This is a genomic window from Streptomyces sp. DT224 (assembly GCF_049844595.1).
GTDB lineage: Bacteria > Actinomycetota > Actinomycetes > Streptomycetales > Streptomycetaceae > Streptomyces.
Map to the genome: position 1 here is coordinate 626,320 of NZ_JBNCLI010000001.1, position 22,046 is coordinate 648,365.

Sequence of the window (22,046 nt, forward strand, 5' to 3'; positions counted from 1 at the left end):
GGTTGCCGTGATGGCCGACATACCCCTGTCCTCGCCTTCCCCGGCAGTTCCGCCGATGTCGTCCGCACGTGGGACGCGCGCGCGGAGCACTACCTCCAGCTCTTCCGGTACGAGCTGGAGGCCAAGCCGTACGACCTGGAGGTCCTGCGCGCGTTCGCGGCACGGGTCGGAGTGGGCGGCCGGGTGTACGACGCGGGCTGCGGGCCCTGCGGCCACGTCACGGCCCTGCTCGCGGCGTACGGGCTCGACAATGCTGGGCATCGACCTCTCGCCCCGCTGCGTGTCGCTGGCGCGCCGGGAGCAGCCCGGCTGCCGGTTCGCCGTCATGGACCAGCGCGCCGCCACGGGCGGCCCGCTCGACGGCCTCGTCTCGTACTACTCCCTGCACGACCAGCCCAAGGGCCTGCTGCCCGACACGATGGCGTCCTGGGCCGCCGCGATACGCCCCGGCGGCCACCTGCTCGTCGTCGCGAAGGAGGGCGAGGGGGACGGCGCCATCGATGACCCCTTGGGCAGTGGACTCCAGGTCTACGGGGCGGAGTTCACCGTGTACGAGCTCCGCAGGGCGGCCCACGAGGCGGGCTTCGGCACCGACGACTGCACGGTCCGCGAGGCGTACGAGAACGAGATCCCGTCCCGCCGCGTGTACCTCGCGGCCACGAGGCGTTAGGCGTTCGCCCGGACGAAGGCGTCCCAGGCGGCGGGCGGCACGGTGAGCACGGGCCCGTCGGTGACCTTGGAGTCCCTGATGTGCACGGCCGCAGGGTGCGCGGCGACCTCGACGCAGTCGCCGCCCTCGCTACCGCTGTAGCTCGACTTGCGCCAGTGGTGCGCGACTTCGAGGCAGTTGCCGCCTTCGCTGCCGCTGTAGCTTGACTTGAACCAGCTGAGTCCAGTGCCGTGTGCTGCGCGGGTCATGTCTCTCCAAGCAGGTCGTCCATTAGCCGGGCGCTCTCCTCGGGTGAGTGCGCCTGGGACCGGAGCATCCCACATTTCTGCTGGAAGACGCTTACTTCCTCCGGCTCATCGATCAGGTAGCTGACGCGCTGGCCTTCGATGTATGCCACTTGGTCGTGGTCCGGGGTTTCGAGAAGCACCATCGGGCCGTCGAGGGCGGCGTGCGTCTGACGGCTGGTCGGCATGATCTGGAGGCTGAGGAAGGGGAGTTCGGCATACTCCCGCAGGTGCACGATCTGCTCGCGCAGGATCTCGGGCCCTCCGATGGGGCGGTGCAAGATCACCTCTTCCAGAAGGAAGCTCAGCATCGGGCGGGGTTTGCGCTCCAGGAGCGCACGACGCTGCATGCGGTTCTTGACCCGCTCTTCCACCTCCTCGGGCTCCAGAGGCGGGTAGAGGGACTTGAAGACTGCTCGCGCATAGCCCTCGGTCTGAAGAAGGCCCGGAACCACTTGGTTCTGGTACGAGTGCAGAGAGATCGCTTCCTGCTCATGCTCCATGTAGTCCTGCACGAACAGCGGGAATCGCTCCACGCGCGGCACCTTCTCCACCGCGACCTTCAAGGCCCCCTTGGTTTCGAGGAGTCGATCCAGGAGCATGGCGAAGTCCATTTGCAGCGGGCGCCGCCCCTGCTCGATCGATGCGATCGTGTCCTCGCTGACGCCGAACTGATCCGCGAGGGTCGCCTGAGTTAACCCGGACGCCCGCCGGAACATGGCCATCTGGGCACCGATGAGGTGCCACGACGTGATCCGCTTCCTCTTTGCCTGCTGCATGCAGTGCCTCTCCCCGTTCTGGCGACGTGATGACCCGTCAGCGGTCGTACAACGACTCCGTACGACCTGACGCGGTGCACAACCGTAGTGACGTTGTGTGACCTTCGTCTCATGAACGAAGCAACTCAACTCCTCGAATTCCGCGAAGCCTTCTACCGCCGAGAGCGCAGGTCCGTGCCGCTCGTGCGGAAGTTCGCACGGCAGGCCCTGGTCGACTGGGCGTGCGAGGCGCACCACGTGAACACCGACGACGTGCTGCTCTGTGTGAGCGAACTCGCGACCAACGCGCTCGTGCACGGCGTGCCGCCGGGGCGGGGCTACCGTCTGTTCCTCTACTGGGACCGCGCGGAGACCCGGCTGAGGGTCGAGATCCACGACAGCGGTGACGGCGAGGTCCCGGAGGCGGCTCCGCCCCCGGGCCCCGCGGCGGAACGCGGTCGCGGCCTGCTGCTGGTCGCCGCACTGGCGTCCAAATGGGGGGTCGGCGAACGCAACCCGGGCAAGATCGTCTGGTGCGAGTTTGCCGCACCGGCAAGGATGTTTGCCGCAGCGGCGGGCGGGCCGCACCCTCTCCCGTAGATGGAGGAGGTTCGCATGAGCGACAACACGCAGATGTACGACGTAGTGGTGATCGGCGGCGGGGCCGCCGGGCTGAGCGGGGCGCTGGCCCTGGGGCGGGCGCGGCGGTCCGTGCTGGTGATCGACGCGGGGGACCCGCGCAACGCGCCCGCGTCGCACGTCCACAACTACCTGGGCCGCGAGGGCACCCCGCCCGGCGAACTCCTGGCGATCGGCCGGGACGAGGTCGCCGGGTACGGGGTCGAGGTCGTGACCGGCGAGGTCACCGTGGTCGAGCGGCTGCCGGAGGGCGCCGGGTTCCGGGTCGTACGCGGCGACGGCGCGACCGTCACGGCGCGGCGGCTGCTGGTCACGACGGGGCTGACCGACGAGCTCCCGGCGATCCCGGGCCTGGCCGAGCGGTGGGGGCACGAGGTACTGCACTGCCCGTACTGCCACGGCTGGGAGGTGCGCGACGCGGCGATCGGTGTCATCGCCGTCAGCCCCATGGCCGTGCATCAGGCGCTGCTGTGGCGGCAGTGGAGCGAGGACGTCACCCTCTTCCTGCACCAGGGGCCGGAGCCGTCCGACGAGGAGTACGAGCAGCTGGCGGCGCGCGGCATCGCGGTCGTGGACGGCGAGGTGGCCGGCCTGGAGGTGACCGACGACCGGCTGACCGGCGTCCGCCTCGCGGGCGGCCGGGTGGTCGAGCGGGCGGCCGTGGTCGTCCAGCCGAGGTTCACCGCGCGCTCCGGCGTACTGGAGAGCCTGGGGCTGCGGCCCGCACCGCTGGAGATGGGCGGACACCTCATCGGCTCGTACATCGAGGCGGACCCGACCGGCGCGACGGCGGCGGCCGGGGTGTGGGTCGCCGGGAACGTCACCGGCCTCATGGACCAGGTGATCGGCGCGGCGGCGGCCGGGCTGAAGGCCGGCGCGGCCATCAACGGGGACCTCGTCACCGAGGACACCCAGCGCGCCGTGGAGGCCCGCAACGCGCCCTCCGACGCCGAGATGTGGGACAACCGGTACCGCGAGAGCCACCGCATCTGGAGCGGGAAGCCCAACACCGTGCTCGTCCGCGAGGTCGAGGACCTGGTGCCGGGCCGGGCGCTGGACCTGGGCTGCGGGGAGGGCGCGGACGCGGTCTGGCTGGCGGGCCGGGGCTGGCAGGTCACCGCGACGGACATCTCCCGCGTGGCGCTCGGACGGGCCGCCGAGCACGCGGCGGAGGCCGGGGTCGCCGACCGGGTGGACTGGCAGTTCCACGACCTGGGCGACACCTTCCCCGAGGGGACGTACGACCTGGTCTCGGCGCAGTTCCTGCACTCCATGGGCGACCTGCCCCGCGCACGCATCCTGCGCCGGGCGGCCCGTGCGGTCGCCCCGGGCGGGGTGCTCTTGATCGTGGGGCACGCGGGCTTCCCGGCCTGGGACCACCACCACGCGGACATGGAGCTGCCGACCCCGGACGAGGTGCTGGCCCAGCTGGAACTGCCGGACGGTGAGTGGGAGGTGCTGCTCAGCGAGGAGCACGAGCGCGTCCAGAACGACCCGGACGGCAACCCCACCACCCGTACGGACAACGCGCTGAAGGTCAGGAGGCGTTGACCGCGCGTACAGGACCGGATCTGACCTAATGCGCTCGTACTGTCGTTCCTGACGGCGGAACAGGAACGACGGAAGGCAGCACATCATGAACGCCAGCGAGACGGCCACCGCGAACACCGGCTCCGACGAGCGGGCGGACCTCCTGGAGGCGCTGGGCAAGCAGCGGCACTTCCTGCGGTTCACCACTCGCGACCTGACCGACGAGCAGGCGGGGGAGCGGACCACGAAGAGCGAGCTGTGTCTCGGCGGCCTCATCAAGCACGTCACCTCGGTCGAGCGGGGCTGGGCCGCGTTCATCGTGGAGGGTGCCGCCGCGATGCCGGACTTCACCGCGATGACCGAGGCCGACTTCGCGAAGCGGGCCGACGAGTTCAGGATGCTGCCCGGCGAGACGCTGGCCGGGGTGCTCGACGCCTACGAGAAGGTGGCGGCGGCGACCGACGAGCTGGTCGCGTCCCTGCCGGACCTGGGCGCCGCGCACGCGCTGCCGAAGGCCCCCTGGTTCGAAGGGGACGCGAAGTGGTCGGCGCGCCGAACGCTGATGCACATCATCGCGGAGACCGCGCAGCACGCCGGCCACGCGGACATCATCCGGGAGTCCCTGGACGGCTCGAAGTCCATGGGCTGAGCGGGTGCGGCCGGCGGCACAATGGCACGCATGGATGCCGAAGTCGCCGCGCTGATAGGGGCCGCCGTCGGTTCGCTCGCCACCCTGGGGGCGGCCTTCGTGACCGGGCGGACGGCGGCCCGCTCCCAGTACGACCAGTGGCGCAGGCAGCACCGCCGGGACGCGTATGTGGCGTACCTCGGGGCGCTGCACGACCGGGACATCGCCCTGGACGCCGTCTTCGAGGCGCTGCGGCCGGAGCGGCCGGACCTGGGGACGGTGGACGAGCGGGTCGGCACGTTCGTCGGCCTGGCGCGCGAGGTGCACCGGGCCGCCGAGGTCGTCCTCGTGGAGGGGCCGGACGCCATGGTGGCGGCGGTCGGCCGGGTGGGCCGGGCGTCCACCGAGCGCGCCGAGCTGATGCGGCGGATGGTCGCGGACGCCCGCGCCGGCGACACCACGCACAAGGCCGCGCACACCGCGCTGGCCGCCCGGCGCGACGAGGCCCTTCACCAGGCGGTGAAGGGCCTCCGTGCGGCCGCCGCGCGGGTGCTCGACGCCCCGCGCTGAGGGCGGCGTTACGCCTGCGGCGCGGCCTTGATCGCCGAGATGTCGAAGTTCAGCTTCACCTTGTCGCTGACCATGACGCCGCCGGTCTCCAGCGCCGCGTTCCAGGTCAGGCCCCAGTCGGAGCGCAGGATCTCGGCGCTGCCCTCGAAGCCGACGCGCTCGTTGCCGTAGACGTCCTTGGCGGAGCCGTTGAACTCCAGGTCGATGGCGAGCGGGCGGGTCACGTCCTTGATCGTCAGGTCGCCGGTGACGCGGTACGTGTCGCCGCCCAGCTGCTCGGCGGAGGTCGAGCGGAACGTCATCAGGGGGAACTTCTCGGCGTCGAAGAAGTCGCCGCTCACCAGGTGGCCGTCGCGGTCCTTGATACCGGTGTCCACGCTGGCGATCTTCACGTCGATCGAGGCCGAGGAGTTGGCCGGATCGCTGCCGTCGAGCTTCAGGAAACCCTCGTGCTCGGCGAAGGAGCCGCGTACGTTGGTGACCATGGCATGACGCACGGTGAAGCCGATGCTGCTGTGCGCCGGGTCGATCGTGTAGTCGCCCGTCAGAGCGGCCAGGGCGGGGTCGACGGCGGCCGTGGTCGTGGCGGCGGCAGCGGCGGTGTCGGACTTGCGGTTGAACAGAGCCATGGCTCCTCCTCGGGACCGGGCCGAGCGGACTCGACCTGTTGTTTAACCTTCAACGACATTCACTGTAGACCCATCTTGTTCAAAGTTCAACATCTAGCGCGAGGGTTGTCGCGACACCCCCCATCCGTTCACGCGGCCGTTACGCGAGGCCCTCTGGCGACGCGCGTAGAACTGGGGCACTATCTCCCTGCCCCTTTGTCATGCACAGGAGGAGAGTCCCCCCATGGTCTTCCACGCGCCCGATGTCTCCCGGATGACGCTGCGCCCCGTCCTGACCGCCCTCGCCCTCGTGCTCGGCGTCCTCTTCGCGCCCGGCTTCGGCCTGGTGAGCGGCACGACCGACGCGTACGCCGTCACCAAGCTCACCCACAGCCAGGCGACCGCCCGCTTCAGCTCGTCCGGGATCACCTGGTCGTCCTCCGGCGGCTGCTCCGACCGCTACAACTCCACCTGCACCTCGTTCGAGCAGCTCAACCTGGCGACCGCCCAGGGCGCCCAGACGCTGAAGAGCGCCACCGGCTGCGCCCTGAACATCACCGGGGGCACGGAGACCGGGCACGCCAGCGGCACGTACTCGCACTGGAACGGCTACAAGCTCGACTTCGGCAAGACCACCTGTCTCACCAACTACGTGAAGGGCGCGTTCAGTTACATCGGCCTGCGCGGCGACGGCGCACCTCAGTACAAGTCCGGTTCCGGCAACGTCTACGCCGACGAGGGCAACCACTGGGACGTGACCTACTACAACTGCGGCGGCTGCTGACGCATGCCCGCGCCCACGCAGGACCGCGCCCCCACCCGGAAAAGGGTGGGGGCGCGGTCCTGCGAGCGGCGACGGTCAGCCCAGTGCCTCCAGTGCCCGGCGCGCCTGCGCGACGACGCCCGGGTCGGTGACGAAATGGGTGTCCTGCTCGGCCGATGTCCCGCCCGCACCCATCGGAACCCAGGTGCCGCCGGGCCGGCGCGGCGCGCGGACCTTGGCGGAGAGGTGGACGGAGCCGGCGCCGGCGGAGACGAGCGCCGGGATGTCGCCGAGGCGCACGCCACCGCCCGCCATCACGTCGACGCCCGGAGCGGCGGCGGCCATCGCCGCGATCGTCGCCAGCCCCTCGGCCGCGGCCGGCGCGCCGCCCGAGGTGAGGACCCGGGTCAGCCCGAGCGAGGGCAGCAGCGCGGCGGTGGCCACCGGGTCGGCGGACTGGTCGATGGCGCGGTGCAGGGTCACGTCCACCGGACGCCCGGCGGACCGGGCCGCATCGGCCAGCCGGGCGACCGCCGGGACGTCGAGGGTGCCGTCGGCGTGGAGCGCGCCGACGACCACTCCGGCGGCGCCGGAAGCGATCACCGACCGCACCTCGGCGGCCATGAGGTCCAGCTCCTCCGCGTCGTGGACGAAGTCGCCGGGCCGGCACCTGACGAGGACCTGCACGGGCAGGCCCTCCGCCGCGACCGCCTCCACCAGCGCGGCGGACGGGGTCACGCCGCCCAGTTCGAGCGCGGTGCAGAGTTCGACCCGGTCGGCGCCGTTCTCCCGGGCGGCGCGGGCGCCCGCCGGTGAGGTGACGGCGATCTCCAGGGCGGGACGGGGGCTCACTCGTCGTCCCCGGTGAGCGGCTGGTCGGAGGCGGGGATGATGCGGGCCGACAGGTCCGGGTCGGCCATGTCGCGGTCGAAGGGGAACATCGGGCGGCGGATGCGGTGGTGGCCCAGGCGCACCAGGTCCTGGTCCACGCCACCGGGGGTGAGCGCCATCTTCCAGCCGACCGACATGTCGAAGAGTTCGGGCTCCAGGTACCCGATCTTCACGATCACGATGTCGGCGCCCCGCGGGTCGAGGCCGAGGTCGGTGAAGTCGTGCTCGTGGTGGTACGGCTTGCGGAGCTCGGTGAGGATCGCGTACACGCTGCCGACCCGGATCACGACCTCGGTCCGCGCGTCCCGGTCGCCGTGCCGGACGGAGTGCACCGTGCCGGTCAGGGTGACCGGGCCCGCGTGCCGGTCGTCCACCTCCGCGCCCGCGGTGACCGTGACGGTGGCGCCGACACCGGCGGCGACGGCCGTCGCGACGGCGTCCGGTCCGGGCACCGAGGCGTAGATGACCGTCGGGCCGTCGTCCTTCTGGAACTCGGGGCGGGCCAGCAGCCGGGTCAGCCCCCAGGTCACGTCACCGGCACCGCCCGCGGTCGGGTTGTCCCCGGTGTCGCTGATGAAGTAGGGGCGCTGATCGGACGCCAGGGCCTCGTCCAGGATGCCGTCGAACGTGCCCGTCGGGGCGACGAACTCGAAGTCGTGGCGCGCCTTCCAGAACCCCTGGGCCAGGCGCTCCGCCCCCGCCGCCACGGCCTCCCGGCCGGGTCCGGTGACCACCACCGCGGCGCGGTTGCGCGGCTCGTCGGCCCACGCGTAGCCCACCCAGATGGCGGCGTCGGTCACGCCGTCCACGGCCTCGACGTCGTCCACCGCCGCGTACACGCTCTTCGCCGGTTCGATCCGGGTGGAGGTCTGCTCGCCGGCCAGCAGCACCGGTACGGGCACCCACGCCTTGACCGGCCGGGGGGCGCCGGAGGCCAGCAGCTCCACCAGGTTGCGGGCGGCCCGCTCCTTGGTCTCCATGTGGTCCTCGTGCGGGGCCATCCGGTAGCACGTGATCAGGTCGCTGCCGTGGACGAGCTCGCGGGAGACGTTGCCGTGCAGGTCCATCGAGGTCGAGACGATCACGTCGGGGCCGACGGTGGCGCGGATGCGTGCGAGCAGGACCGCCTCGGCGTCGGTGACGCCCTCCACGGTCATCGCGCCGTGGATGTCGTACCAGAGGCCGTCCGGGCGGGGCAGCGCGGCGAGCCGTTCGATCAGCTCGTCGGTCAGCTCCTGCCAGGCGTCGGCGGTGACGGTGCCGCCCGGCAGCGACTTGCCGACCAGGGCGCCGTGCCAGTCGGCCGCCTCGCGCAGTTCCTCACCGGGGGCCAGGAACGGGTAGCGGTCCAGCACCTCGGCGCCGCGCGACGGGTGGAAGGCGGCGGCCCGGGTGCGGGCGGGGGAGAAGGTGGAGGACTCGATGCCGAGCCCTGCGATGGCGATGACCGGACGGGATGCTGCGGTGCGGGATGGCGACATGGCTCCTCGTAGGGGGTGGGGCGTCAGAGGGGGCGGGGGGCGAGCGAGTCGAACCGGCCGGTGCCGCCCACCTCATGCAGGGCGTGGGCCAGAGCGTGCTGCAGGGCGAACTGCCCGGCGCCGACCAGTCCGGCGTCTGCGCCGAGCCGCGTCCGCTCGATCGTGAGGTGTTCGGTGACGAGCGGGTGACAGCTCTCGTAGAGCCGGCTGCGCACGGCGGCGACGAACTGTTCCAGGGTGGAGAGGATGCCGCCGAGATAGACGGCGCCCGGGTTGAAGAAGTTGACGTTGGCCGCCAGCACCTGGCCCAGGTAGTCGCCCGCCCTGCGCACCGTGCGCGTGGCCAGGGGATCACCGTCGAGGGCCAGCCGGGCCACGTCCTCGGGACTGTTCACGTCCGCGCCGCGCTCGCGCAGGATGCGGACCAGCGCCGCACCGGACGCCACGGTCTCCAGGCAGCCCGTGTTGCCGCAGGAGCAGGGGATGCCGGCTCCCGCGTCGATCCGGATGTGCGTGATGTCCCCCGCCGCGCCGGTCGCTCCGCGGTAGAGGCGCCCCTCGACGATCACGCCGGCGCCGATCGCGGAACCGATCTTCACCATGATGGTCTGACCGGGCCCGTCGAGCCGGACGGTGTGCTCGCCGACCGCCATGCAGTTGGCGTCGTTGTCCACGACCGCCGGGACGCCGAAGCGCTCTCCCAGCCAGGCGGCGACGGGGAAACGGTGCCAGCCGGGCATCCGGGACGGCCGGACGACCGACCCCGAGGCGATGTCCACCGGTCCGGGCAGCGAGAGCCCGACACCGCGCAGGCGGCCGGCGTCGCGCTGTCCGGCCAGGGCCTCCAGGGCCTCGGCCAGCCGGGGCAGGGCGGCCTCGGGCCCGTCGGCGATCAGGAACGGGACCGTCGAGACATCGGCCAGGCCGCCGCCCGGGAGCACCACGCCGATCCTGGCGTGCCGGCCGCCGAGGTCCGCGGCGAGGGCGAAGTCGTCCCGGCTGCCGATCCGGAGCGCCTTGCGGGGGCGTCCGCCGGTGGAGGACTGGGTGCCCTCCTCGGCGACCAGACCGCGTTCGACCAGATGCCCCACGGCCAGCGAGATGGTGGAGGCGGCGGCCCCGAGGCGCTCGGCGAGCTCGGCCCGGGACGTCGCCTGGCCCGATGCGATGAGTTCCAGGACGCGCACGGCGAGGGACGGGGTCCCCTTCGTGGCCTTGCGGTCCCACGCACTTATTCCAGTCATGTACAAAGTTACTTCCGCAACGGGTGTGTGGCGGCGACGATACGCCCGCGCTTCGCACAGGGGAACAGGGGAGCGAAGGAAGTGCGCCGAACCGTGAAGTCCCACTTAACCTGCTAAAACACCCCAAACGGACGGAAAAAATGGGGCAAGACGACTTTCGTCGAAAGTGCAGTAACTTACTTGTTATTCATTCTTGTTTGTTTCTTCGACAGCGGCGGCGTTAGCTGTCGTGAACGCAGCGCCGACCCCCGAGCGGCTGCGGGCCCTTTCGAACCGAGGAGTGTCATGATCCTTACCCGCACGGTGCGCAGCCGTCGCTGGGCCCTCGCCGCAGGTGCTGCCACCACGGCCGCCGTTCTGCTGTCGGGCTGTTCCGGCGGGGGCGCGAGCGCCTCCGGCTCCGGCTCCTCGGACAGCATCAACTACGCGCTGCCGGCGAACTTCACGCCGAACTGGATCCTTCCGGTCGGCACCGCCGCCCACCTGAACACCAACAACTCCTCCATATCCCAGTCCCTCTGGGAGCCGCTGATCGCGTACGACGGCTCGACCGGCAAGGTCGGCTGGAACAAGGGCAACTCACTGGCCACCGCCGCCGACTTCGCCGACGACGGCAAGAGCGTCACGATCACCCTCGGCGACCGCCACTGGAGCGACGGCGAGCAGATCACCTCGCGCGACGTGCAGTTCTGGTTCAACCTGGTCAAGGCCGACAAGGAGGACTGGGCCAGCTACAGCCCGGGCAAGGCGCCGGACAACTGGACCTCGCTGAAGATCGTCGACGACACGCACTTCACGCTCACGTTCGACAAGGCCTACAACACGCAGTGGATGCTCGCCAACGAGCTGAGCATGATCCGCCCGATGCCGCAGCACGTCTGGGACAAGACCAGCGACGCCGGCAAGGTGTCGGACCTCGACCTCACCCCCGCGGGCGCCAAGAAGGTCTGGACGTACCTCAACACGGCCGCCAAGAAGATCTCCGGCTACGCCACCGACCCGCTGTGGAAGACGGTCAGCGGTCCGTACACCATCAAGTCGTTCTCGACCGCCGGCAAGGTGCAGCTGCTCGCCAACGCCACGTACGACGGCGGCGGCAAGGCCAACATCAAGACGGTGAACCTGCTCCCGTTCACCACCGCGGACGCCGAGGAGAACGCGCTCCGGGCCGGCACGGTCGACTACGGCTACATCAACGCCACGAACCTCGGCCAGGAGGCGTCCTTCAAGGCCAAGGGCTACACCCTCAAGCCGTGGGCGGGCTGGGCGATCACGTACATGCCCTACAACTTCAACAACCCCACCATGGGGCCCGTCTTCAAGCAGCTCTACGCCCGCCAGGCGATCCAGATGTCGGTGGACCAGAAGACCCTCTCCGAGGTCATCTTCAACGGCACCGCCGTCCCGACCTACGGGCCCGTCCCGCAGGGCCAGACCTCCTCCTTCATCTCCGCCGAGCAGAAAAAGAACCCGTACCCCTTCTCCACCGCCAAGGCGAAGAAGCTGCTCACCGACCACGGCTGGACCGAGCGCGGCGGCACCATGGTCTGCACGGACCCGGGCAGCGGCGACGACCAGTGCGGGGCCGGCGTGGACAAGGGCACCAAGTTCCAGATGCAGGTGCTGTCGCAGTCCGGCTCGACCGTGACCGACAACATGATGAGCGCGCTCCAGTCCTCCTTCGCCAAGTCCGGCATCGGCTTCGGCATCAAGACCGCCCCGGTCAACTCGGTGCTCTCGCAGGCCGGTGAGTGCAGCGCCGACCAGCCCGGCTGCACGTGGCAGCTCTCCTTCTTCGGCAGCGCGGGCAGCTGGTACTTCCCGGCCTACCCGAGCGGTGACTCGCTCTTCGCCACCGGCGGCGGCTCCAACTTCGGCAGCTACTCCAACCCCGACGTGGACAAGGTGATCGGCGAGACCACCACCGACTCCTCCGACGCCGCCATGCAGAAGTACAGTGCCGCCCTGACCAAGGACCTCCCGGTCATCTGGCTGCCGGAGCCCGACTACCAGGTCTCCGTCGTCAAGACGGGCCTCGGCGGATTCGCCCAGGACTCGCTCGCCAACTTCCACCCCGCCATGTGGAAGTGGACCAAGTGAGCCCGGTCGCCGACCACGCGCATCACTGAGCCGAAGCGACCGGAAATCACATGAGCACTTCCTCGTACCTCATCAGGCGGATACTCCAGGCCGTCGCGGTGATCGTCATCGTGACGATCGTGGTCTTCGGTCTGCTGCACGCCCTGCCCGGGGGTCCCGCACGCGGGATCCTCGGCCCGCAGGCCACCGCGCAGCAGATCGCGTCCTTCAACCACGAACAGGGCCTCGACAAGCCGCTGCCCGTGCAGTACTTCTACTACCTGAACCAGCTGGTGCACGGTGACCTCGGGACCTCGTACACGCTCAACGAGCCGGTGTCCCAGCTCATCACCGAACGGCTGCCGAAGACCCTGCTGCTCACCGTCCTGTCGGCGATCGTCGGCCTGCTGCTGGCGATCCCCATGGGCATGTGGCAGGCCATGCGCCGCAACAAGCCGGCGGACTACGTCATCACCACGCTGAGCTTCATCGCCTACTCCACGCCCGTGTACTTCCTCGGGCTGGTGCTGGTGCTGGTGTTCAGCCAGACGCTGCCCTGGTTCCCCTCCCAGGCACCGCAGGGCGACACGCTCGCCCAGGTGATCTCCGAACCGCAGGCGCTGGTGCTGCCGGTGGTCGCGGGCGCCGCCTCCATGATCGCGGTGTTCAGCCGCTACATGCGGGCAGCCACCCTGGAGAACCTGTCCGAGGACTACGTCAGGACGGCGCGGGCCGGCGGTACCCGCTCGCGCGCCATCCTGTGGCGGCATGTGTTCCGCAACTCGCTGACGCCCGTGGTCGCCATGCTCGGGTACTACGTGCCGGTGCTCTTCGGCGGTGCGCTGGTGGTCGAGCAGCTCTTCAACTATCCGGGCATGGGGTTGCTCTTCTGGACCGCCGCGCAGTCCTCCGACTACCCCGTGCTGCTCGGCTGCGTGCTCGTCATCGCGGTCGCCACGGTGACCGGCACGCTCCTCGCCGACATCGTCCAGCGCATCATCGACCCCCGAGTGAAGGCAGGCCGGGCATGAGTGCCGTCATCCAGCCGGGCCGGGTGCCCGGCACGGCCGCCGCCGTCACGGCGTCCGGCTCCCGCCTCGCCGTCCGGCGCTTCTGCCGCAACCGGCTCGCCGTCGTCGGCCTCGGCGTCGTGGCCTTCTTCGTCCTGTTCTGCTTCGCAGGTCCGCTGGTGTACTCCACCGACCAGACCCACACGATGCTCCAGCAGGTCAACCTCGCCCCCAGCGGCTCCCACTGGCTGGGCACCGACGCGGTCGGCCACGACGTACTGGGCCGGCTCATGTACGGCGGCAAGGTGTCGCTGATCGTCGGTCTCGCCGCGGGCGTCCTGGCCACCGTCATCGGCACCCTGTGGGGCGCCGTCGCCGGCTACGCGGGCGGCTGGGTGGACGCGGTCATGATGCGGATCGTGGACGCCGGGATCGCCATCCCGGCGCTCTTCATCCTGCTGGTGGTCTCGGCCATCACCACCCCCGACCTGACCGGGCTGATCGTCATCCTGGGCTTCGTGTCCTGGCTGGTGCCGTCCCGCCTCATCAGGGCCGAGACCCTGAGCCTGAAGAACCGCGACTACGTGCTGACGCTCCGCGCGATCGGCGGCACGCACAGCCGGGCGATCATCCGGCACATCCTGCCGAACTCGGTCTCGACCATCATCGTCGCGGCCACCTTCCAGATCGCCGACGCCATCCTGCTCGTCGCCTACGTCTCCTACCTGGGCCTGGGCGTCCAGCCGCCGTCCACCGACTGGGGCGGCATGCTCTCGGCCGGCCTCACAGCGGCCTACTCCGGCTACTGGTGGCTCATCATTCCGCCCGGCCTGGCCATCATCCTGGTGGTGTGGGCGTTCAACGCGATCGGGGACGGGCTCCGCGACGCATTCGACGTGAGGGGACGCGGATGACCGCCACCCAGAGCCCCGCCGCACCCCAGGCCGGGCCGATCCTCGAACTGGACGACCTCGGTGTCGTCTTCACCACCGAGACCGGTGAGGTGCCGGCCGTCCGGGGCGTGTCCCTGCGCGTCGCCCCCGGCGAGACGCTGGCCCTCGTCGGCGAGTCGGGCTCCGGCAAGTCGACCATCGCGCTGGCCGCGATGGGCCTGCTGTCCGGCAACGCCCGCGCCACCGGCAGCGCGGTCATCGCGGGCACCCAGGTCGTCGGCGCCCGGGAGAACGAACTCGCCGCCCTGCGCGGCCGGACCGTCTCCATGGTCTTCCAGGAGCCGGCCACCGCGCTCGACCCGCTCACCCGGGTCGGCAGGCAGATCGCCGAGGTGATCCGCAACCACCGCGAGGTCTCCGCCAAGGAGGCCGCCGCCGAGGCCGTCGCACTCCTGCGCAAGGTCGGCATCCCCGAGCCGGAGAAGCGGGCCACGGCCTACCCCTTCCAGCTCTCCGGCGGGCAGCGCCAGCGCGTGGTCATCGCGATGGCCATCGCCAACAACCCCGCTCTGCTGATCGCCGACGAACCCACCACCGCGCTGGACGTCACGGTGCAGGCCGAGATCCTCGACCTGCTGCGCCGCCTCGCCGCCGAGACGGGCACCGGCGTCCTCCTGGTCACCCACAACATGGGGGTCGTCGCCGACTTCGCCGACCGGGTCGCCGTGATGTACCACGGGGAGATCGTGGAGACCGGCCCGGTCGAGGACGTGCTCCTGCGCCCGTCCCACGACTACACCCGCCGCCTGCTGGCCGCCGTGCCCCGGTTGTCGGTGGCCGAGGCGGACGGGGCCGCCCCGGCCACCGCCGCCACCGAGGCCCCGGACACCGAGCCGGTCGCCGAACTCCGTGACGTCTCCGTGGTCTTCGGCCGCGGCAAGAACGCGGTGCGGGCTCTCGACGGCGTCTCCCTCGCCGTGCACCCCGGCCAGACGCTGGGCCTGGTCGGCGAGTCGGGTTCCGGCAAGTCCACCGCCTCCCGGGTCGCGCTGGGCCTGATCGCGCCGACCTCCGGCACGGTCTCGCTGTTCGGCAACGACCTGGCGCGCACCCGGCCCCGGGCCCGCCGGGCCCTGCGCGCCGGCATCGGCGTGGTCCTCCAGGACCCGGTCGCGTCGCTGGACGCCCGGATGACGGTCGGGGAGTGCGTCGCCGAACCGCTCAGGGTCCACCGCGGGAAGCTGTCCGCCAAGGACCGCAGGAGCAAGGTGGCCGCCGTCCTGGACCGCGTTCGGCTGCCGCGCGAGGTCGCCGACCGCGCGCCCCGGGAGCTGTCCGGCGGCCAGCGACAGCGGGTGAGCCTCGCCCGCGCGCTGGTGCTGGAGCCCCGGCTGCTGGTCGCCGACGAACCCACCAGCGCCCTGGACGTGAGCGTCCAGCAGGCGGTGCTCGAAGTGATCTCCGAGCTCCAGGACGAGCTGGGCTTCGCCTGCCTGTTCGTCTCCCACGACCTGGCGGTCGTGCAGCACTTCGCCCAGCGGGTCGTCGTGCTGCGGGGCGGCCGCATCCAGGAGCAGGGCCCCACCGGGCAGACCCTCCTGCGCCCGGAGACCGACTACACCCGCGGCCTGCTGGCCGCCGTACCGGTGCCGGACCCGGTGATCCAGCGCGGTCGCAGGGCCGAGCGCCTTGCCGCCCTCACGGCCGGCCGGACGGAGGTCCAGGCATGAACGCGTACGACCGCAGGCTCTTCGCCGGAGTGGACATCGGCGGCACCACCACACAGGTGGTCCTGTGCGACGACGACCTGACCGTCCTGGACCGCGCCGAGACGGCCACCCCCGCGGACAGGGGAGGCGCGGCCATGATCCGCGCGGCCCTGGACGCCCTGGCGCCGTTGCTGGGGCGCACCCCCGGCCGGCTCACCGGCTGCGGAGTCGGCGCCGCCGGCGTCGTGGACTCCGCCACCGGTCGCATCCTGGTGGCCAGCGACTCCTTCACCGGCTGGGCCGGATTCGGGGTGACCGACGCCCTCCAGGAGGCGCTGGGCGTTCCCGCCTTCCTGGACAACGACGTCAACGCCTTCCTGTACGGGGAGACGTCGGGCGGCGCGGTCCGGGACGAACCGAACGTCCTCGGCATCACCCTCGGCACCGGCGTCGGCGGGGCGTTGTGGAGCGACGGCGCGCTCTTCACCGGGCCGCACGGCGCGGCCGGAGAGATCGGGCACATCCCGGGCTTCGGGGACCTGCTCTGCTCGTGCGGCGGGCGCGGCCATCTGGAGACCCTGGCCTCGGGCCGCTCCATCAGTGCCCGCTACGCGGAGCGCACCGGGCGCAGCCTGACCGCCCGCGAGGTCGCCGGGGCGGCGCAGGACGGTGACGCGGACGCCCTCGCGGTGTACGAGGCCGCCGGTGCCGGCATCGCGCGCGCGATCGTGATGACCGCGGGCGTCGTCGACATCACGACGGTGGTCGTGGGCGGCGGGGTCAGCCGCGCCTGGCCGCTCCTGAGCCCCATCGTCCTGGCGTCCCTGACGGCCGAACCGCCGGTGAGCGGTCACCCGGTCCGGCTGGTGAGGTCCGCCCTGGGCTCCGACGCCGTACCGGTCGGCGCCGCGGCCCGCGCCCGACGGGAGCTCACGGTGGGCGCCCCCGCCTGAGGCCGGTCCGCTGCCCGGGAGCGTCCCGCGCACGCATGGGGAGGACCCCCGTCCCGCCCGGACGGGGGTCCTCCCGGTTCTGTGGGGGGTGGGCTCAGGAACCGACGCTCACCGTGAACCGCCTCGGGTTGCCGTCGTTCGCGGCGCCCGAGACGTCCGGCTGGCCGTCCGGACGGACGTCGTCGTACGGGAAGGCGTAGCCGATGGGGCTGTTGGCGTGGACGATCCGGGACCAGTGGTTGGTCACCGCGCCCTGGTAGTAGTCGGCGACCGAGGTGCCGTTGGGCTGGTCCGGGTGGCTGAGCATGATCGAGCGGTTGAAGCCGGCCGCGAGCCGGGCCAGCAGGGCCTTCTTGTCGTCGTTGTCCGCCGGGTTGTTGGTGAACGGCCCGTGGTTGCAGGTGAAGACGTCCTTCGACACCGGCTTGGTGAAGGTGTGCCCGCCCTCGAACGTCAGCGTGTCGCCGCTGACCCGGCCCGTGCGCACGCCGCGCCCGCCCTGGAGGTCGATGCGCAGGTCCGTCGAGCGGTACTTCTCCCAGACCTGGTCGATCTGCGCCGTGAACAGGTCCCGGAACGGCATCTGGTCGGGCCGGTCGAAGTAGGGCGCCATCAGGTTCTGCGGCGAGATGACCCGCAGCACGCTGCCGTCCGCGCCACGGGTCACCAACTTGTCCCACGGCTGGCCGTCGGCGGCCGCCTGGGCGATGAGGCCGTCGGCGATCCGCTGCACGGCGCCGTCGGGGAGCGGGGCGACCGTGTGCGTGGCGTCGCCCTCCAGGGTCAGGCCGATCGGGAGCGCGGTCACCAGGTCGACGTAGCTGATGTTGGCGTAGAGCTGCTGCGGGTTGAACGTGAACTCGCAGAACGACCAGGTCCGCCCGTAGTTCGGGTCCGTGGCGGTGGCGAACGCCGGCTCGACCAGCGCCGGGCCCGGATTGAGGTAGAAGGTCAGGGTGTCGTCCCGGACGAAGTAGACCCGAGCGCCGTACATCTGAGGAAGCGTCAGCACGACCGGCGCGCCGCCCGCCCCGTTCAACGGGATCGCGCAGTCGACCGGCAGCGGGGTCTGCGGCGCAGAGGGGGAGTCGGGGTGGTAGACGCTGCCGTCGGCGCGCAGCAGGACCCAGCGGTCGGTGCCCTGCTCGTGGCCGGTGACGTAGGCGTTGACGCGGCCGGGCAACGACTTGTTGACCAGGGCCAGTTCGCAGGTGGCGGCGGAGGCCGACGCGCTCGGGCTCAGCGCGCTGCCCCAGAGGGGGTAGGTCACAGCGGTGGCGGTGGCGGCGGCACCGCCCGTCAGGAACTTCCGGCGCGAGATCATGAGGCGACTCCGGGGTGCGTGGGGGGCGCGGACGGGTGGACCGTGCGGGGAAGTGGAGCGGGGGGCGTCCGCGGTGCGCACCACTTTCTCGACGCGCGGCACGGGCGTCAAGACTTGTGACTGAGAGCGCTCTCAAAAAGAAGAACTCTTCACAACTCGACGCTGGTGAGCGGCACTTCCCCGCGTCGCGACCCGACGCCCGCTCAGCGTGTGATCAGGAACTGAACGCGGTGCCACGGATGCCCCGGTCCCGCCCCACTAGGACTCGGTCGCACTCACGGGAGACGGTCGCCTGACCGCGCAGCCCTCGGGCCCCCTCCCTTTGTGCCCGGACTCTGGGAAGCGGGGCCCGTCCGCGCGTACGCTCGTGGACCATGGGGGAGTTGAGAGCGGACTGGCGACTGCGGTTGCGCCGGGACGGCCCGCACGGAGAGGTGTGCGGGGCCGGGGTGCTGATCACCCAGGACCGGATGCTGACCTGCGCCCACGTCGTCGGGGACCACGACGCCCGGATGTGGGTCGAGTTCGCCGAGAGCCCCGGCATCCCGCCCGTCGCCGCCCGGGTCGCCCCGGACGGCTGGCTCGACGGCCGCGAGGACATCGCCGTCCTCGCCCTGGACGGCCCCCGCCCCCAGGCCGAACCCGCGCCCCTGTCCCGGCGCCTCGAACGCGGTGCCGAGGTGTGGCTCGGCGGCTACGCGGCACCCTTCGACGCGGACGGCATGTGGCTCGCCGGCCGGATCAGCGGCCTCCACGGCGACTGGGTGCAGCTCGACGCCCGCACCAACGCGGAGGTGGTGCGCCCCGGCTTCAGCGGCGCCGCCGTCCACACCGGGCGCGAGGGCGAACGCCCGGAGAGCGTCGTCGGCCTCGTCGTCAGCTGGCGCGGCGACCTGGAGATGGAACTGCCCACGGAGAACGACCTCGCCTTCTCGTACATGATCCCCGTGGACCGCATCGCCGCACTCGTGCCCCTGGTCGCCGAGCTGAGCGGCCCGGACGGCTGGGACCACGCCCTCGCCGGCCGGCTCCGGCGCTGGTTCACGGGCGCCGACCAGCCCTCGGTGCGCTTCAGCGTCATCCCGGAGGGCGGCGGCCGCGACCGCACCCTGCGCCACCAGCTGCACCGCGCCCACCTCGTCCACCAGGGCGGACGCGGCCGCCCCGACGAACTGGTGGACACCCTGGTCGCCCAGCTGCGCCCCCCGCGCCACCAGCGCAACCGCTACCGCGACTGGCTCCTCGAAGGCGGGGACGAACCCGAACGCTCCCTCGCCGGGCGCCCCGCCGCCGGCCCGGTCCTCGCGGTGATCGGCCTGGACGAGGAGCCGGACCCGGCAGGGCTCGTACGCGTCCTGGCCCGGGTGCGCACGCTCGGCTTCCGGCTGCTGATCGTCGTGCGCGGCACGGAGGGCCCGGCGCCCGGCGCGGTGGAACGCGACCTGCTCGTCCCGGCACTGGACGAGCGCGCCGAGGAGCTGCTGAGGACGGCGGAACGGATGGAGCGCACCTGGTCCCGCCTCGACGGCCTGACCGACTCCGCCTCGGCGCCCCCGCGCCCCGCCACGGACCCGGCCGCGCACCGGCACCGGCTGGGGGAGCTGCGCGGGCTCGGGGAGCCGCATGCCCGGCTCCTGGGGCTCAAGCAGCTGCTGCGCGACTTACGCGCCGACCTCTCGGGGGCGCCGGGACTGCCCGGACAGCGCACCGGACCCGTGGACCGCCCATGAGAATCCCCTGCCCGCACCGCCGCTTCACCGGCGGCCCCTGCACCGGCGCCGTCCAGCCCACCGGCTACTGCGACACCTGCGGCCGCGACGAGACCGCCCCCGGACTCCCGGCGTTGCCCGCCGCGCCCGAGGACCACGGACCCGCCCGGCTCCTCGGACTCCCGCTGCTCGACCCGGGCAGCCCCGCCGAACGGCTGGCCGCCGCCGAGCACCCCGTGCGCATCGTGATGACCTGCTCGGCCAAGTCCTGCGACACCGCGTTCGTCCCGCCGCACACCGCCGCGCCGCCCCCGGACGAGGGGTACTGCCCGGTCTGCGGAGCGCCCTACTCGTACCGCCCCGAGCTCACCAAGGACGGCCCGCCGCTCCAGGACCAGTACGTCATCCGGGGCCCCATCGCCCACGGCGGGCAGGGCTGGGTCTACCTGGCCGAGGACACCCACCTGGAGGACTTCGTCGCCGTCAAGGGCCTCCTCAACCGCTACGCGGAGCGCGGCGCCGCCCAGGCCGGTGAGGAGCGCCGCAGCCTGGTCGCCATCCGGCACGAACGCATCGTCCAGATCCGGGACTTCGTGTCCACCGCCAACGCCGACGGCACCGTCTCCGGCGGCTACATCGTCATGGAGGACGTCGGCGACCGCACCCTGTCGGCTCTGGTCGAGTCGGTCCGGCGGGGCGTCTTCGTCCTCGACATCGAACACGTCATCACCTACGGCTGCCAGATCCTGGAGGCCCTGTCCCATCTGCACGGAATGGGCTTCCTGTACGGGGACATGAAGCCGTCCAACGTGATCCACCACCTCGACGGCATCAAGGTCATCGACCTCGGCGGCGTCCGCAAGGCGGGCAGCGTCGACCCGCCGCCCGTGATCACCCCGTACTACGCGGCCCCGGAGACGGACGGCACCAAGCCGCTCACCGTGGCCCACGACGTGCACACCGTCGGGGTCACGCTCGACGAACTGGCCCGCTGGGCGGTCGGCGACGACGTCCCCGGGCTCGGCATCAGCTCCTTCCGGCTCGTCGTGGCGCGAGCCACCGCCGAGGACCCCGAGGCGCGGTTCGGCACCGCCGAGGACATGGCCGGCCAGTTGCGCGGAGTGCTGCGCGAGATCCGGGCCCTGCGCGGCAAGCGCGACCAGCCCGAGCCCTCCGCGCACTTCACGCCCTCCACCGAGCTGCTCGGCGCCCGCCTGGGCTCGGTGCCGGACTATGCGCACTGGCTGCGCCGCCCGCCGCACAGCCGCCGCGAGACGCCCCCGGCGCCCGCGCTGGACCCGGGAACGCCGACCCCGACCGAGATCGCCCGCCGGCTGCCGGTGCCCCGTCCGTACCCCGGCGACCCTCAGGCCGCCCGCTTCGGGGTCAGCAGCTACGACCCGGGACAACCGCTCGCCCAGCCGGCCGAGGGGGAGCGGTCCGTCGAGATCTGCCTGCACAACGCCCGGCTGCTGCTTGGCCAGGAGGGCGCCGACGCGCTGACGGCGGCCCATGAGCAGGTCGAGGCGGCGGCCGCGATCCCCGGGCCGGGCCCGGTACGGCAGTGGCGCCTGAGCTGGCACCGCGGGCTGGTCGCCCTGCGCGGCTGCGACGTGCGCCCGGGGGAGCGCCGGGCGCTCCTCAAGGCCGCCCACGCCCACTTCTCGGCCGTCCACCGCGCCCTGCCCGGCGAATACGCGGCGAAGCTGGCCCTCGCGTACTGCGCGGAACAGGTGGGCCCCGGGGCGGGCCCCTCCGCCTACGAACTGTTCCGCGCGGTGCACGCCCGCAACCCCTCCCACGTCGGCGCCGCCCTCGGCCTCGCCCGGCTCGCACTCGCCCGCGGCGACCGGGCCGCCGCCGTCCGGGTCCTGGACCTGGTCCCCGACGAGTCCCGCGACCACACCGTGGCCCGGGTCGCCGCCGTGCGCATCCGGGCCGCCCGACTGGCCTCGGGGGACCACCCGCTCCCCGGCGAGCCGGAGATCGACGCGGCGCTGAAGACGGTCGCCGCCCCCGTCGTCGCCGGGGACGAGGCGGCCTGGCTGCTGCGCACGGAACTGTACGAGTGGAAACTCGACGCGGTCCGCGCGGCCGGCCCCCCTCCGCCGCCCCGGACATGGCTCCGCAAGGGCCTCCCGCCCCCACCCGTCCCCGGTGAACGGGAGGTCCGCGCGGAACTGGAGCAGTGCTACCGCTGGCTGGCCCGTCAGCGCCAGAAGCCGGAGGACCACGAACGGCTGATCGACCTCTCGCACGCGGTGCGCCCGCAGACCCGCTTCTGAGGGGGCGACCCGCCCGGC

Annotated in this window: 20 protein-coding genes; 13 read left to right on the plus strand and 7 right to left on the minus strand. The window is 72.0% G+C overall.

The genetic code is table 11. The annotated features are described in order from the left end of the window. The first annotated feature begins 250 nt into the window (after positions 1-250). Positions 251-670: a class I SAM-dependent methyltransferase gene (locus ACLQ2N_RS02960; protein ID WP_425808660.1), complete on the plus strand. Its 420-nt coding sequence runs from the start codon at positions 251-253 to the stop codon at positions 668-670. Here ACLQ2N_RS02960 and ACLQ2N_RS02965 read toward each other — a convergent pair. Together ACLQ2N_RS02965 and ACLQ2N_RS02970 are read right to left on the minus strand one after the other, a co-directional pair. Beyond that, positions 667-918: a DUF397 domain-containing protein gene (locus ACLQ2N_RS02965; RefSeq protein ID WP_425808662.1), complete on the minus strand. Its 252-nt coding sequence runs from the start codon at positions 916-918 to the stop codon at positions 667-669. The two genes, ACLQ2N_RS02960 and ACLQ2N_RS02965, sit on opposite strands and share 4 nt — an antisense overlap. Then, on the minus strand, positions 915-1,733 hold the full coding sequence (locus ACLQ2N_RS02970) for a helix-turn-helix domain-containing protein (RefSeq protein WP_425808664.1): 819 nt from the start codon (positions 1,731-1,733) through the stop codon (positions 915-917). The genes ACLQ2N_RS02965 and ACLQ2N_RS02970 overlap by 4 nt, the downstream gene beginning before the upstream one ends. 111 nt (positions 1,734-1,844) lie before the next feature. Between ACLQ2N_RS02970 and ACLQ2N_RS02975 the strand changes: the two genes are divergently transcribed. From ACLQ2N_RS02975 to ACLQ2N_RS02990, 4 genes are all read left to right on the plus strand, one after another. Continuing rightward, positions 1,845-2,312, plus strand: coding sequence for an ATP-binding protein (locus ACLQ2N_RS02975; RefSeq protein WP_425808666.1), 468 nt, complete (start codon positions 1,845-1,847; stop codon positions 2,310-2,312). 15 nt (positions 2,313-2,327) lie between these two features. Further along, the gene (locus tag ACLQ2N_RS02980; protein ID WP_425808668.1) at positions 2,328-3,902 is read left to right on the plus strand and encodes an FAD-dependent oxidoreductase; all 1,575 of its coding nucleotides are present in this window, start codon (positions 2,328-2,330) and stop codon (positions 3,900-3,902) included. Positions 3,903-3,987: 85 nt separating this feature from the next. Next, positions 3,988-4,530: a DinB family protein gene (locus tag ACLQ2N_RS02985; RefSeq protein ID WP_425808670.1), complete on the plus strand. Its 543-nt coding sequence runs from the start codon at positions 3,988-3,990 to the stop codon at positions 4,528-4,530. A 30-nt stretch (positions 4,531-4,560) separates the two neighbouring features. Beyond that, the gene (locus tag ACLQ2N_RS02990; protein ID WP_425808672.1) at positions 4,561-5,079 is read left to right on the plus strand and encodes a proline dehydrogenase; all 519 of its coding nucleotides are present in this window, start codon (positions 4,561-4,563) and stop codon (positions 5,077-5,079) included. 8 nt (positions 5,080-5,087) lie between these two features. Here the strand turns inward: ACLQ2N_RS02990 and ACLQ2N_RS02995 are convergent, their stop codons facing one another. Then, positions 5,088-5,708: a YceI family protein gene (locus tag ACLQ2N_RS02995; protein WP_425808674.1), complete on the minus strand. Its 621-nt coding sequence runs from the start codon at positions 5,706-5,708 to the stop codon at positions 5,088-5,090. A gap of 223 nt (positions 5,709-5,931) precedes the next feature. Between ACLQ2N_RS02995 and ACLQ2N_RS03000 the strand changes: the two genes are divergently transcribed. Beyond that, entirely contained in the window at positions 5,932-6,471 is a 540-nt protein-coding gene (locus ACLQ2N_RS03000) for a hypothetical protein (protein WP_425808676.1), read from the plus strand. Between the two features lie 75 nt (positions 6,472-6,546). Here the strand turns inward: ACLQ2N_RS03000 and ACLQ2N_RS03005 are convergent, their stop codons facing one another. From ACLQ2N_RS03005 to ACLQ2N_RS03015, 3 genes are read right to left on the minus strand one after another with little or no spacing between them, the layout of a single operon-like run. Beyond that, positions 6,547-7,302 (minus strand): copper homeostasis protein CutC, encoded by a 756-nt coding sequence (locus tag ACLQ2N_RS03005; protein WP_425808678.1) that lies wholly within the window; start codon positions 7,300-7,302, stop codon positions 6,547-6,549. After that, positions 7,299-8,822, minus strand: coding sequence for a M81 family metallopeptidase (locus ACLQ2N_RS03010; protein WP_425808680.1), 1,524 nt, complete (start codon positions 8,820-8,822; stop codon positions 7,299-7,301). Before ACLQ2N_RS03010 ends, ACLQ2N_RS03005 begins: the two co-directional genes overlap by 4 nt. A gap of 23 nt (positions 8,823-8,845) precedes the next feature. Further along, complete coding sequence (locus ACLQ2N_RS03015; RefSeq protein ID WP_425808682.1) at positions 8,846-10,066, minus strand: ROK family protein; 1,221 nt, start codon at positions 10,064-10,066, stop codon at positions 8,846-8,848. Positions 10,067-10,351: 285 nt separating this feature from the next. Here ACLQ2N_RS03015 and ACLQ2N_RS03020 point away from each other — a divergent pair, with 285 nt between their 5' ends. From ACLQ2N_RS03020 to ACLQ2N_RS03040, 5 genes are read left to right on the plus strand one after another with little or no spacing between them, the layout of a single operon-like run. Beyond that, positions 10,352-12,166: a peptide ABC transporter substrate-binding protein gene (locus tag ACLQ2N_RS03020; RefSeq protein ID WP_425808684.1), complete on the plus strand. Its 1,815-nt coding sequence runs from the start codon at positions 10,352-10,354 to the stop codon at positions 12,164-12,166. A 50-nt stretch (positions 12,167-12,216) separates the two neighbouring features. Continuing rightward, a complete protein-coding gene (locus tag ACLQ2N_RS03025; RefSeq protein ID WP_425808686.1) occupies positions 12,217-13,176 on the plus strand; it encodes an ABC transporter permease in 960 nt (319 codons plus the stop codon). After that, positions 13,173-14,069: an ABC transporter permease gene (locus tag ACLQ2N_RS03030; protein ID WP_425808688.1), complete on the plus strand. Its 897-nt coding sequence runs from the start codon at positions 13,173-13,175 to the stop codon at positions 14,067-14,069. The genes ACLQ2N_RS03025 and ACLQ2N_RS03030 overlap by 4 nt, the downstream gene beginning before the upstream one ends. Further along, positions 14,066-15,778: a dipeptide ABC transporter ATP-binding protein gene (locus ACLQ2N_RS03035; protein WP_425808690.1), complete on the plus strand. Its 1,713-nt coding sequence runs from the start codon at positions 14,066-14,068 to the stop codon at positions 15,776-15,778. Before ACLQ2N_RS03030 ends, ACLQ2N_RS03035 begins: the two co-directional genes overlap by 4 nt. Further along, positions 15,775-16,710: an ROK family protein gene (locus tag ACLQ2N_RS03040; RefSeq protein WP_425808692.1), complete on the plus strand. Its 936-nt coding sequence runs from the start codon at positions 15,775-15,777 to the stop codon at positions 16,708-16,710. Before ACLQ2N_RS03035 ends, ACLQ2N_RS03040 begins: the two co-directional genes overlap by 4 nt. Positions 16,711-16,804: 94 nt before the next feature. On the opposite strand, the gene ACLQ2N_RS03045 is transcribed toward ACLQ2N_RS03040, so the two are convergent. Beyond that, positions 16,805-18,034: a glycoside hydrolase family 64 protein gene (locus ACLQ2N_RS03045; protein ID WP_425808694.1), complete on the minus strand. Its 1,230-nt coding sequence runs from the start codon at positions 18,032-18,034 to the stop codon at positions 16,805-16,807. A 374-nt stretch (positions 18,035-18,408) separates the two neighbouring features. On the opposite strand from ACLQ2N_RS03045, the gene ACLQ2N_RS03050 reads away from it, so the two are divergent. Continuing rightward, a complete protein-coding gene (locus tag ACLQ2N_RS03050; RefSeq protein ID WP_425808696.1) occupies positions 18,409-19,764 on the plus strand; it encodes a S1 family peptidase in 1,356 nt (451 codons plus the stop codon). After that, positions 19,761-22,028, plus strand: a complete 2,268-nt coding sequence (locus tag ACLQ2N_RS03055) for a tetratricopeptide repeat protein (protein ID WP_425808698.1) — start codon at positions 19,761-19,763, stop codon at positions 22,026-22,028. Before ACLQ2N_RS03050 ends, ACLQ2N_RS03055 begins: the two co-directional genes overlap by 4 nt. Positions 22,029-22,046: the final 18 nt, after the last annotated feature.